The organism is bacterium, from assembly GCA_037131655.1.
Classification (GTDB): Bacteria; Armatimonadota; Fimbriimonadia; order Fimbriimonadales; family JBAXQP01; genus JBAXQP01.
In genome coordinates this window covers 14,502-27,144 of the sequence record JBAXQP010000004.1, presented here as the reverse complement: position 1 = coordinate 27,144, position 12,643 = coordinate 14,502, and the positions used below count along the sequence as shown (strand labels likewise).

Genomic DNA, 12,643 nt, shown 5'->3' with positions numbered 1-12,643 from the left:
GGAAGAAAAATTTACGCATAACTGCCTCCGCACTAATTCTATGCAATTGATGAACTTATTTTAGCAGATATTAGATTGCGTCAACATACTGGTAAGAAACAGAGGCAGCAAGATTTAATTGCTGCCCCTGCTGGGGAACTGGCGGTTGGGAGAATAGTTCTGAGGGCATAGATTCTATTCTCACTTGCCGCCTTTTGGGCGTGGATGAACATGCGGATACATGGCACTTTCGATGGTAGGAAAGACTTATTTCCGTAGCGTCTTATCGAGGTTTGCGTTTACAGTATCCCAATCGATAACCTCTAAGAACGCATCGATGTACTTGGCTCGCGCCGTTTGAAAATCGAGATAATAAGCATGCTCATAGGTATCCAACGCTAAAATAGGCGTGGTATTCCACACTGGAAACGTGTTTTGAGCATCTCCTATATAGTTGAACAGACTGCCGTCATCATGGTTCAAAGCGAGCCACACCCAACCACGCGCTGCAATCCCTGTCGCTTTCAAATCCTTTGCCCAATTATCGAAAGAACCCCAATATTTGTTAATAAGCGAGGCCACATCGCCTGATGGCTGCCCGCCGTTTCCACCTAATAAATTGAAATACAATTCATGGTTGGTAACACCGCCCAAAGCAAAGGTATATTCGACTTTCAACTCGCGAATATCACTAAAAGTCTGATTGGCTTTCGCCGGATCGATCTCCAACCCTGCAAGTTTCTCACGTATCTCGTTAGTCTTATTGACGTATCCTTGGTACAGCTTGAAGTGCTCTTCATGGGTCTTGCGAGATATCCCAACCGATTCGGTATTAAAAATCTTCTCAGGAAGCGGTTTGGCTTCGATTTTATAAGCTTCAATTATCGCAGGCATTAATCTTTTCTCCTTAACTGGTTTCTTTGCGATAGATCAACACAAGCCGGTCGATCATCTATTATTTATATACGCTAAATATCTCAACAGATGTTCAAATATTCAGGAGAAAAATGAAAAATTTAAGAAGTTGAACAAAAGCCCACTCTTGATAGGTTACTGAGTTGCACTACTTATATAGTCTTCGAGAAAATTTTTCCTATCGGAAGTGAGTGAAAGAAATCGGGCGCTAAACTCGCAGGAACTTCCAACATGTTTTCGCTTTGCAATCAGTCTTATAACTTCAATAACAGTATTGAACTTTGCAGACGAACCTGGACATTGCAATTGAAGAAATAACAGATCGCCTCTGATAAATGGTATCCGGGAAACAATGCGAGCTCCTGAAATGCCAATATCAACCAAGTGACCAGGAATATAATGTTTTATCTTTGCTTCAGCTTCTGCAACTCTCAGCAATAATACTTCAACATCCATTGCAACCCTAGGTGAAGCGCGGCGATGTAGGAATTGCCAATCGGAAGGAAGGGTTACCTCGAAGTCACGACATAACAAGTCGCGTCGAATATGAAGAACTCTGACCTCGGAAACTAGAGCATATTGGTCGTCTTCAATTGATAAAGTCATTAGGGCGCCATCGTTTGAAAAACTCAGAATTTCGCCATGTGGGTGGCTTAGCCACATACTTTCCGGTGTAATCTCTATGATCGTTGACAAGCCGCGCTTTTCAGCGTCACTCTCACTTGTACGAATATAAACTTGACTTCCGACCACCAAATTTGTTGAAGCAAACACTGTTTTATTCATTTCTATTCACATCCAGGTGATATATCTGTATTTTCGGCAGGACAGCGCTAATCTTTCACAGGTACAATTGCGTGAGATTAACGCGCTTGATGCACTTATATTAAGTTATCGGCGCTTAACGCTAAAAAGATAGTTTTTCGGTCTAGCTTGAATTTTTTGAATGTAAATCATCATTCAGCTATAAATAATTGGGAGGATTTCATGGCTCGTTTAACACTGCTTATCGGACTTATCGGAATTGAGGTCGACTGCCCCGTCAATACTCGCGAAGAAGCGGAGAAGGTTATTGAAGACCTTCGATCCCCCACGGCTGCTTTGGTGCGATTGCCAGGAGTGTCTTTTATCAAGACCGCAGGGGTTATGGAAATGGGTTCACGCGGTGTCATCACAATCAACCCTGCCCACGTAATGTACACTCAAATTCTTGGCGTTGATGACTAACCCTAGGAAATTACTGATTGCCTCGGGAAATCGGGCTAAAGCGAGTGAAATTATCACCATCCTCAGCGCTGGGCTTGCTGATTTGGATGTAGAATTCCTCACGATGGCCAATTTCCCTGAGGCTTTAGAACCTGACGAAAACGGTACAACTTACATAGAGAATGCCGCCATTAAATCCGAAGCTGCCTCCAAACACACCGGATTGATTGCTTTGGGAGATGATGTTGGACTAGAAATCGATTATCTCGATGGCCAACCCGGCCTTTATTCAAGACGTTTTGCCGGCGAAGACACCCCTTTCAGCATCAAAATCGCTCTGATTTTGGAGAAGCTAAAGGATGTGCCGGATGAACAACGCACAGCCAGATTTCAAGCTGCCGTGGCTATCAGCGCCCCCAACACTCCCTCCCGTATCTTTGAAGCATCCCGAGATGGCCGTATTACCCATGATCCAAAAGGCGAACACGGTTTCGGCTACGATCCCATCTTCTACCTGCCCGAACTAAACAAAACCATGGCCGAGCTCCTCCCCGAAGAAAAAAACCAAACCAGCCACCGCTCCCGCGTCCTCTCCCACGCCCTTCCGTATCTGAGAGAGTTGCTTGGGGGAAAGTAGTGCGTATCCGTAAGTAGAAGTCAAAGGTTGGACCGGAGCGAAGCACGTGGTTGAACGTTAAATGCTAGATTCAGGAAATTCCCCCCTTTCAAAAGGGGGATCCAGCCTTTCTCATTCTCCTCTATAAGTAACTATTCTGTAGTTCGCCTCCACGATCCCCTGTAGGGGCGTAGCTTGCTGCGCCCTCCGGAGGGCAGGGCAAGCCCAGCCCCTACATGGGGAGGCCGTTTCAACCGCTAGGCTCGTCTTCGAAACCATTCGATCGGCCCCCTCCCTTTTTCCCCGCCAGGAAGCAGAGGCGGGTGTCGGTATGTCCCACTTCCCTTTCGTATAACTATTGCTAGTAAATGCTGTACAAATTGATTGACCTGAACTTGCATTGAGGGTACAATCGTACTCAAGAGGGAAATGATATGATAAGCGAAGTCGGGATGGTGGCCCGGATTTTGCTGTTAGTCGGCGTTCTGTTTCTTATCAGCGGATTATTTCTCTTCACCTTGGAATACGCCGGTATACGGAATTGGAAACTGCCAGGGGATATTGTTTATCGTAAAGATAATATCTTTATCTACTTTCCTATTACCAGTTGCATTGCGTTAAGCATCTTATTAGCTTTGATATCATGGATTATTGCTTCACTTCGGCGGTATACCCAAAACAAAAATGAACGAACAGATAGTTGATTGCAAACGTATCCGCGCTCTATTCTTTGATGCCGGCGCGACGATATTAAAGAGTGATTTTGAAATCTCAAAACTGTTGGTGCAGTTTGCGGGAGAATTGGGTGTTGAACTTTCACTGCCTTATGTTAAACAAGCTTATGATGATGCCAATAGAGAATACCTTCTGCTCTATTCACAACTGTTCTACCGAGGAAAGCTTGCGGAGTTAGAAGAATACTGGCATAGCTTCGGCAGTCAACTAATAATCAAAACGGGTTGTTCTCAGCCTGACATTAAAGCGAACCGACTGCATGAAATGTTAACGGAATATTTGCTAGGCGACAACAGCAAGGCATGGCGTTCATTTGATGATGTCCTGCCGGTATTAAACGAAGCTCGTTTGCGTGGGCTGACGCTAGGGATCGTCTCGAACTGGGATCATACATTACACAGAGTGCTTGAACTGCTAAACTTAAAGCAGCACTTTGATTTCGTCCTAGCCTCGGCTGAGGTAGGAAGTGAAAAGCCGGATACAGCCATCTTTGAAAAGGCTTTAAACCTAGCCGGAGTAGATGCGGAGGAGGCCATGCACATAGGTGATGCCTATGACGCCGATGTTGCGGGAGCGCTTGCAGCAGACATCACGCCTGTCCTCATCGACCGCAATAACGCCTATCCGGAAGCGGAATGCATTCGAATAACCGACTTGCGCCAACTTTGGGACTATATTTAAAAATCTATGAATACCGACCTGTTCGATTATGTTCTACCTGAAGAGTTGATAGCCCAGGATCCAATCCTGGAACGAGATAAGTCGCGCCTACTCGTTCTACACAAACAAACAGGAGCAATCGAACACCGGTTATTCAGCGACTTAGTGGAATACCTGAATGAAGGCGACCTCATAGTCCTCAACGATGCGCGTGTGACGGCGCGGCGCCTATTAGGCCATAAATCCACAGACGTTAAGGTTGAAGCGCTTCTATTGAAGCCTCTCGGAAATAATAGCTATGAAGCGTTGGTCAAGCCGGGGCGAAGGCTCAAACCCGGTGCCTGGATTGAATTTGACGATGGTATTCGCGCCCAAGTCGGTACCAGCACCCCTTTTGGCGGACGTATTCTTCAGTTCGAAGGAAACGGATCTGTCGAAGATCGAATTGCAAATGCGGGTTTAGTCCCATTGCCGCCATATATTCACAAACAACTTTTGGACCCAGAGCGTTATCAAACTGTCTACAGCCAAACCGGTGGTTCGGCGGCGGCCCCAACGGCAGGATTACACTTTACGTCTGAACTATTAGATAGTATTCGCTTAAAGGGTATTGGAATCGCAAAGATCACCCTAGATGTTAGCCTTGACACATTCCGCCCAGTCAGGACTGACACACTTGAAGAACACCCGATGCACGGCGAGCATTACACGATTAGCCCAGAGACTGCCGAGATAATTCGCGAATGTAAAGGTCGTATCATCGCAATTGGCACTACTGCCGTTCGGGCGCTTGAGGCCTCAGCTATCGGCAAGCGCAACGTCCAGTCTGGGGATGCCTTTACACGAATTTTTATCACACCCGGATACGAATTCCAGGTCATAGATGGGATGGCAACCAACTTTCATCTACCGCGCACGACTATGTTGGCGATGGTTAGCGCGCTATCCGGAAGAGAGAACTTATTTCATGCATACCGCCAAGCTGTCCAGGAGCGATACCGCTTTTTGAGCTTCGGCGATGCAATGTTGATTGTGCCTTGAGAGTAGGATGGAGTAAGCTAGCATTTTGTTGTTTGGAGACATAAAATGAAAATCAACTCGATTGATGAGTGGTACAAATATTTAGATAGCCAGTTCACAGAGCAATCAAAGGAAGCTGAAGAGGCATCTGAAACGGAGAAAGTAACGGTTGAACCGGAAAAGCCTACTGCATCGCCCGCAATAGCGCATGCAGAGCCGCCTTCTGCTTACTTCACAGTTCAAGAAGCGACAGTTGCCCTAGCTCCTCCAGTCATTGAAGTGAAGGAAGCGGATCCAATTCCCGAAATGCCGACGATAGCGGACAAGCCAGCTAAACAACCGTCTATTACTACGAGCATAGATAAGACACCCGATTCCATTTATGATATCACCATGCCCTCGCTTGAACAATACATGCCCTGGCTCGATGATTCTCCTAGTGAAAAAGAGGCTATTGAAGTATTGCCTGTTCAACCAAAGCCATCAAAGAAACCGGTAACCGATCCTGGGCAAGGGGAGATGGAAGCGATTATCGAAGAGATAGCGGTTTTTGAAAAGGCTAAGGAACCTCCAATTAATAAGCCTGTCCGAAAACGAAAAAATAGCGATCAAGCTTCACCGTTAAGCGCTCCTCGACCTAGATGGCGAACTGCAGAGCCTCAAGTCTCTGAGGAAGTCGCCCGTATGTGGGAACGATTGACACGTCACATCGGCTTCCTAACAACAATAAACGGTTATGACGCTGAAACCCAACCGACTGGACGCCGTCATAAGACCAAGAATCGCGCTGAACTTATCTCTCGATTGCTGGATCCTGTTCTATCACTGGAGGAGACTGCGCTATTGCTGAGTGTTTGCCCTACGACTATTCGCCGTTACACAGAGAAAGGTTGGCTCAATCACCATCGAACAGCCGGCAATCAACGCCGATTCAAGCTCTCCGATATCGTGAGTTTTCTTGAAGAACATAAGAATAGTGTGAGGCTGTTATGAAAATTGCGCTGTTCAGTGACAGCTTTTTACCGGTTCCAAATGGAGTGAGTATCGCAGTACGTGGATTGGCTAAGGAGCTGAGAGGCTTGGGGCATAAGGTGTACATATTTGCACCTACGTTCCGCGGCTATGAAGATACCGATCCGAACGTGTTGCGGCTACCTTCAATACAACCTCCGGTTGCATACCGTTATCCTTTGGCTCTGCCAGTTAGCCCGCGCATCATAGACGCATTCGGCCAGCTCGGCATTGATATAGTGCATACTCATACGCCATTCTTCACTGGGATGGCAGCACGTAGCTTGGCCAAACGCGCGGGCCTGCCTCTGGTCAGCACCTATCATACGCTCTATGAAAATTACATACATTACGTGCCTTTCATCCCAAAAGTCATCGTCCGATCTATGTTGCGTTATTACTTGCAATACTATTATCGAAAATGCGATACATTAATTACCCCTTCCCAAGCAGCGCTTGATTCGCTTCGTGCTCACAATGTAACCAAAGCAGCGACGATTATTCCGACCGCCATCCCTGAAGCGCCTGCCTTTGATAGACACGTTCAACGCAAAGCTCTAGGGGTTGATGATGGAACGCTAATGATGCTTTATGTTGGCCGATTAGCCCTAGAGAAGAATACGCCTTTCCTCTTAAGATCACTTAAGCCGATTTTAGATAAAAATCCCAATTGTGCCCTGTGGCTGGTTGGCGCTGGACCCTTATTGGATCACATTGCCCGTCTTTCTAAAAAACTTGGCATCGATCGGCAAGTTCATATCGTCGGAGGGATGCCACGCGAGGAAGTTAATCGTTATTATGCCGCTGCAGACCTTTTTGTATTCCCCTCGACGTCCGAAACGCAAGGGCTAGTGATCGGTGAAGCTCAAACATATGGCTTACCTTGTGTTGCTGTTGAAGGGGGAGGGGCAAGCGAGGCTATGCGGCCAAACGAAACCGGATTTGTCGTTCCAAACGAAGAGACACTTTTTACACAAGCCGTAGAAAAACTCATTTATGATGAGCCTCTTCGCAAGCAATTCAGTGCTAACTCAGCAAATCAAAGTGTGATTTATACCCCTCAAAGCATGGCAAGACGAGTAGTAGAAGTCTACGAAAGTGTTCTCTCCCCAAATGCAAACAGAAGCTTAATCAAAACTTCTTAACTTTAATGCCTCAGAATGAAGCGGATAATAGCTCAATGTTGATACGTTTGGCTTCTTTTGACCAAGTAAGAGCTAATTCGCGGAAACCTATCCGGTATCCGAGTACGAGCGAAAAGTCATCTACCCCAAAGCCAACAAACTTCTGGTAAGTATAGCTGGCCCCAAACCGAAGTAACGGCGAGATTTGAAAGGAGGCATCCGTTAAGATGCTGTTGTAGTCCGTATCCAATCCGGAAATACCGATAAGAGAAAGACGAACCGGACCCGCTGTCGAGTAAATTTGTGCCGACAATCTATGGCTTCCCATAATCGCAGAACGCATACTATCGTGCGCGAAGTCATAGACAATATTAAACGAAGTCGTATTGAACAAACGCATCGTGCTCGAAATGGTAGCCAGGACGTCGACATCCTTGGTAGCGTTTGTTCCAAAAAGCTTACTGACGGTCAAGCCACTCTGCAAGGAGCCAGTCTTACTGAACCGAAGCGGGTTCATCATCCCACGCCATCGAAGCCCAACCCCATCCTCGGCAAACTCCTTACCATCATATCCTTTCATCCGTGTATAGCTTGAAGTAAGCGCCCATGTGTTATTGAAAGGGGTACCTTTAATTCGTCTAGGATCCGTCTCTAATGAAAAGTCAAACTGTTTTGCATCAGGGTCAATCCCAGAGAACTGATTTTGCATAGAAGCGCTTAGGCCCGCATGAAATCCTTTAAATTGCCTATTTAGAGAAGCAGAAAAGAAGCTGCCTTTATGTTCAGGAAAATCGGCCATGAAGAAGCCCTGCATATTCTCGCCAAAACGTTGATTGTGGCGAAATGAAGCGCCCCAATCGCCACTTGCCAAGTTCGTTAAGCTGAATGCCCCATCATACTTATCCGATGAACTATAAGACTGATCCAGGTCGAGGAATGTGCCGTGAGAACTGCTATATCCACGTCCTGCTTGTTGACGAGTTCTTAAGGTCAAAGCACCTGTGCCTTTAGGACTTAACATATAATAAAAAGGCAATTCCAACGACAATCGCCCATCTTGGAAACCGATGAGATTGGTAGAAAAGAATTGTCCGCTTGCACTCCACATATCGAATGAATAGAGAGGAAGCGACATCACCTTTGCTCCGCCCACATAAATATTAGCACGGTGAAATTGAACTTTATTGTTGGGGAAGATAGTGATGTAATGTGCAGTGATAAATGACTGTACCGTGTCCAAGTCATCTCGCATGTGGAAATCATTCGCGTTAAAGTATTCAGGTTTTCCAGTGATGTTCGTCCCGCGAATTGTGACTAATTGGGTTCGGCCTTCATAGTTAGTAACCGCAATCCCTTGCCGTGCTCGAAGTTGATATGAAAGCTCCACACATTCAAGGGTCTTGCCGAGCGACTTAACAACCGCATTTCGAGCAATCACACGCTCATTTCCGGCATCGAGCTGCATGTCATCCGCTCTAATTTCAATATCACGATATATGATGAACGCTTCTTTATTCTTACCGCTTGCAGAAACCCATCGTGGTTCTGGGAAATAAGCTAAATAATCACGGCCTCCTACTTCGATATATTCACTTGCAGCACTTATTGCCCGGCGGTCGTTAACAAACTCTACTTCCGCAGTACCGATGGTAATTAAACCCATGACACTTGCTGTTATTTTCGCATTGCCTGAAATTGTTCCGGAAACTAACACAGCCCGCGCTACGCCTGAAGTACAAGAAACAATTGATTCGCGGAACTGACCAAGTGTCGTGGTAAGAGTTACCTGCGTTCCATTAGGAACAGCATGACCTCCCTGATCTCTCGCATCCACACTTATATTTACAATGCTTTTCCCGTCGGCCATAACGACCGACGGGTAAGGTGAAATACGAACAGTTCCTATAGGGCTGGCAATCGCATTTGAAGCAATAACGACCAACGCAAACAACCAGATTTTCAATAGGTGACGAGTATCACGCATAAAGAAAATTCCATGCCTCCATTTCACACATATCAGGCCGAGAGCTAATTGCTTGGTGGAGCAGTAGTCACGCTCGGGGGTGTATCCAACATCTTCTTAACGTCAATGGCAATCAAGCCAGATGCTTGTTCGAGAGCCAGCTTCAACAAAGTGACTTCACTCACTTCACCTGCAATTTCAGTTGCTGTGGCCTTGCCTGCATGACCACTCGAAGCAACTATTTTTCCGTCTACCACACTTAATACATCAACAACCAAAGTGACGGAAACTGTTTGAGTAGCTGTATCATAAGTGTAAGCGGTGAGTGTTCCAGCCATTGCCAGTTTTGTATAGCATTCTCTTGCAAGTGTGACCGCCCGACGCTCTCCGCTGAAGTCGTCATTGTAGGGTGATTCGAGTTGATCACTCTTTAAACGTCCCTCGCTAATCGCTCTTTGAAGTGAAGGGTTGCGTTTGTTAAACTGGGATAAATAAACCGTACTAAAGTTTGCTTTTGACAAACATGTGAATAATATCCCACCTGACATATCGGTAAAATCGACATTATCAGGAATACTAGCCCCGCTGATTTTATCCATGGGGAATACGACCATCGTGCGCTTAACAACATTCTTTAATTGGTCTTTGCTCTTGCTGCGTCCCCAAGCCACAGTGAAGACCAACGACAACACAAGCATAACGATAATCGTTCGCGGCAGCCAGCCGCCTATTTTGCTAAATAACTTCATGTGCGCCCTCCTCTAAGAGTATCTACTTATAGATAAGGGGGCGAGACAATACTCGTCCCGCCCCCTTGTATCTTACATCAGCCGCATTTGCGGTTGCTTTCAAAAGATAGGCCTAACGTCGAATTGCTGCAGGAGCTATCTTCTCTAAGATTATTTCAAAGCGACGAGTTCCATTGGAGCGGAAGCTATAGAAAGTCGTCGAACTCATGGTAATAGTTTTATTAGTCACTTTGTCAACAAGCTTCATTCGGTAGCCAGCCATATTAGCATCAGGTCGCAGCCAATTCAGGCTAACTATCTGCGGAACATCTGTAGTAACAATCATACTATAGACGTTGCGGCTGGTAGTAGCGCTACGGATATCTTGTCGATAAAACCCTGAATTTGGTGAAGGCCAAGCTCGATGGTCAATTAACACCTGAACACCACCGGGGAATGAGGGGGGTGACTCGATATCTCTGACGTCATACCCATCAACAGATGTGCTTGAAACTCCGAAATAGGCTGTATTGCTCGCCCCTTTCGCAGTTCTCGCTGTTAGCCCCAAACGCCACTGGTTACGTGAAGGTGATGCCCAATCATTAGATACAACTGAACGGGTTATTAACGAACTAACACCAGTGGTAGCAATACCAGCGCCTGGTATTGAAACAAACGGATAGAGAACTTGAAGCCTTCTTTCACGACCTGTGGTCACCTTAATGAAGTAGCCCTTCATAGGTTCAAGCACAGCGTCCGTGTTGGAGGAAGGATCGTTAGCAAGAACATAGTCGCCGATTCCATTATTCAGATCGGGGTTCCAATCCCAAAGCGCATTGCGAATTAGCCCAAGCCCTAACGCCTCGTCAAATGAAAGAGTATCTCTTGGGTCGTCAGGATTAATGAACTGTAATTGCTTCAGACTAATCGGATACAACCATGGGTTACCAATCTGGTTCCAGCCATCATCGAGCGGTATGGCATATATTTGGGTAAGTTCGCCAGTAGGTTCTGAGGCATTAGCGAGCTTTACACTAAGATCAAAAGATGCTTGTTGAAGTTTCACAAAGAAACCTCGGCCACGTTCGTTAAGCGTTATTCCCGTCCACTGACCAAGCACAGGATCCCATCTAACCTGACGAGTGGTACCGCGAGTCAATCCAAATGTCGTCCACAAAGGCTGAGCGCCTGGGAATTCGAAGGGAATACTCGACTGTACCCATCGTGGTCTTAGCTTAAACGAATCCGTAACAGAGGTAACAAGATTATTAGCAGTAATCTTACTAATATATGGTTGTTGGACGGAAGCAACTACACGATATTGATCGATTCCAGTATTTGCACCCGTTGAATACACACGCCATCTAACTGCTTGTGTCTCATTAGGAGCTAAACGATCGATCGACTTCTGAGCATCATTATCCAAAAGGATGTACCCAGTAGGAAGGTCGATTGAAACCAAAATATTCTGCAGGTCAGCAGGACCTTCCGGCTTCTGATAGAGATTGGTCACCCTTGCTATAATTTCAAATGGGTTCGGGCTTAAACTCGGGTCAGCTAGTGGGTTATAACTTATAATTCGTGGCGCTTCAGTACCTAACGCCATCGGTTTGAAAGCGTTTGTGACGCCAGTAGCAAGGTTCACATAAATAACCGCATCCGGATCAAAACCTGTCGGATCTCCCAGGCCAGCATCTGTCGTCATATGATATCTGCCTGGCAATACAATCTCAGACGATGTTAATGCGATGGCAGTAGGTGATGCTTCGACATCCGGTAAAGTCGTTGATCCCCAAATAGCGCCAACTGTTCTTCCCAAACCACCTACAGCCAAAGCATCCATCCCAACCTGGTCAGGGTGCATATCATCAGATTGAGTGATAAAGTGAAGCGAAGGCGCTGTTTTGGTTTTATCAATAAAGAAATCAATCGCCGGCGGTAAGTTTGGAGAAGACAGAATATGATCGAGAATCCAAGGTCTCAAACCTTGCGGCAACACATATTCCAAGGCGGTCGGGCCAGTTACCGGGGTGCTGGGGTCAAGCATTTGGATACAGCCAGCCCAACGAACTTGAGCGATAACCGGATCAACTCCTGTATTTTCAAACCAAAAGTTAAATTTCCAAGTATCTTGAATTAGCTCGGCACGCATCCAAACTTGAACACCACCAGGTCCAGTCCAGTGAGATTGGACAGAAGGACGGCCAGCCATCTTGTATGGAGCCAGAATCCAACCTCCACCTGCTCCGCCTTCATCTGTGCCGTATCGTTGCACCGCAAATTTTTGTGCAGCATCCGTGACACCAACTGATATATAGCCGAAGTCACCGCTTGGATAAGGGGCTCCCCAAGTTAATGCTGAATTATTATCATTAGCATCAAGCTCAGCCCCCAATACAGTATAGAGGCTTATCCTACCTGCTGCATCAATAGCTACATCACCAAGGACCCCCCAAATAACCTGACCACTAATCCCTTGGGCAAAACCAATTATGCCGTTGTCGATATCAACCGCGGCATAATCAGTTGAGAAGGGGGGGACAGTAGTGGTGCTAAGAGCACTCTTGTACCCATCAATAGATGCAAATGCACATGTGGCAAGGAGGGATAACCCAACCAAGACACCGAAGAATAATTTAATTTTATTAGATATTAGGTTCATGTTCATCTCACTTCCTCATCGCCC

11 protein-coding genes are annotated in these 12,643 nt (G+C 46.2%); 6 read left to right on the top strand and 5 right to left on the bottom strand.

Annotation, left to right across the window (positions count from 1 at the left end):
* Window positions 1-246 precede the first annotated feature (246 nt).
* Entirely contained in the window at window positions 247-873 is a 627-nt protein-coding gene (locus WCO51_00555; protein ID MEI6511752.1) for a superoxide dismutase, read from the bottom strand.
* A gap of 156 nt (window positions 874-1,029) precedes the next feature.
* Complete coding sequence (locus WCO51_00550) at window positions 1,030-1,680, bottom strand: PilZ domain-containing protein (protein MEI6511751.1); 651 nt, start codon at window positions 1,678-1,680, stop codon at window positions 1,030-1,032.
* 201 nt (window positions 1,681-1,881) lie between these two features.
* Here WCO51_00550 and WCO51_00545 point away from each other — a divergent pair, with 201 nt between their 5' ends.
* From WCO51_00545 to WCO51_00520, 6 genes are all read left to right on the top strand, one after another.
* Window positions 1,882-2,121, top strand: coding sequence for a hypothetical protein (locus WCO51_00545; GenBank protein ID MEI6511750.1), 240 nt, complete (start codon window positions 1,882-1,884; stop codon window positions 2,119-2,121).
* Window positions 2,114-2,737, top strand: a complete 624-nt coding sequence (gene rdgB / locus WCO51_00540; protein MEI6511749.1) for an RdgB/HAM1 family non-canonical purine NTP pyrophosphatase — start codon at window positions 2,114-2,116, stop codon at window positions 2,735-2,737. Before WCO51_00545 ends, rdgB begins: the two co-directional genes overlap by 8 nt.
* A 663-nt stretch (window positions 2,738-3,400) precedes the next feature.
* Window positions 3,401-4,132 carry an HAD-IA family hydrolase gene (locus WCO51_00535; protein MEI6511748.1) on the top strand — a complete coding sequence of 244 codons (732 nt, stop codon included), beginning with the start codon at window positions 3,401-3,403 and terminating at the stop codon, window positions 4,130-4,132.
* Between the two features lie 6 nt (window positions 4,133-4,138).
* A complete protein-coding gene (queA, locus tag WCO51_00530; protein ID MEI6511747.1) occupies window positions 4,139-5,152 on the top strand; it encodes a tRNA preQ1(34) S-adenosylmethionine ribosyltransferase-isomerase QueA in 1,014 nt (337 codons plus the stop codon).
* A 45-nt stretch (window positions 5,153-5,197) separates the two neighbouring features.
* The gene (locus WCO51_00525; protein MEI6511746.1) at window positions 5,198-6,124 is read left to right on the top strand and encodes a helix-turn-helix domain-containing protein; all 927 of its coding nucleotides are present in this window, start codon (window positions 5,198-5,200) and stop codon (window positions 6,122-6,124) included.
* Complete coding sequence (locus WCO51_00520; GenBank protein ID MEI6511745.1) at window positions 6,121-7,287, top strand: glycosyltransferase; 1,167 nt, start codon at window positions 6,121-6,123, stop codon at window positions 7,285-7,287. Before WCO51_00525 ends, WCO51_00520 begins: the two co-directional genes overlap by 4 nt.
* Window positions 7,288-7,297: 10 nt before the next feature.
* On the opposite strand, the gene WCO51_00515 is transcribed toward WCO51_00520, so the two are convergent.
* From WCO51_00515 to WCO51_00505, 3 genes are all read right to left on the bottom strand, one after another.
* Window positions 7,298-9,250, bottom strand: coding sequence for an Ig-like domain-containing protein (locus WCO51_00515; protein MEI6511744.1), 1,953 nt, complete (start codon window positions 9,248-9,250; stop codon window positions 7,298-7,300).
* 44 nt (window positions 9,251-9,294) lie between these two features.
* Window positions 9,295-9,978, bottom strand: coding sequence for a hypothetical protein (locus WCO51_00510; GenBank protein MEI6511743.1), 684 nt, complete (start codon window positions 9,976-9,978; stop codon window positions 9,295-9,297).
* Between the two features lie 112 nt (window positions 9,979-10,090).
* Window positions 10,091-12,625, bottom strand: a complete 2,535-nt coding sequence (locus WCO51_00505; protein MEI6511742.1) for a hypothetical protein — start codon at window positions 12,623-12,625, stop codon at window positions 10,091-10,093.
* Between the last annotated feature and the right edge of the window lie 18 nt (window positions 12,626-12,643).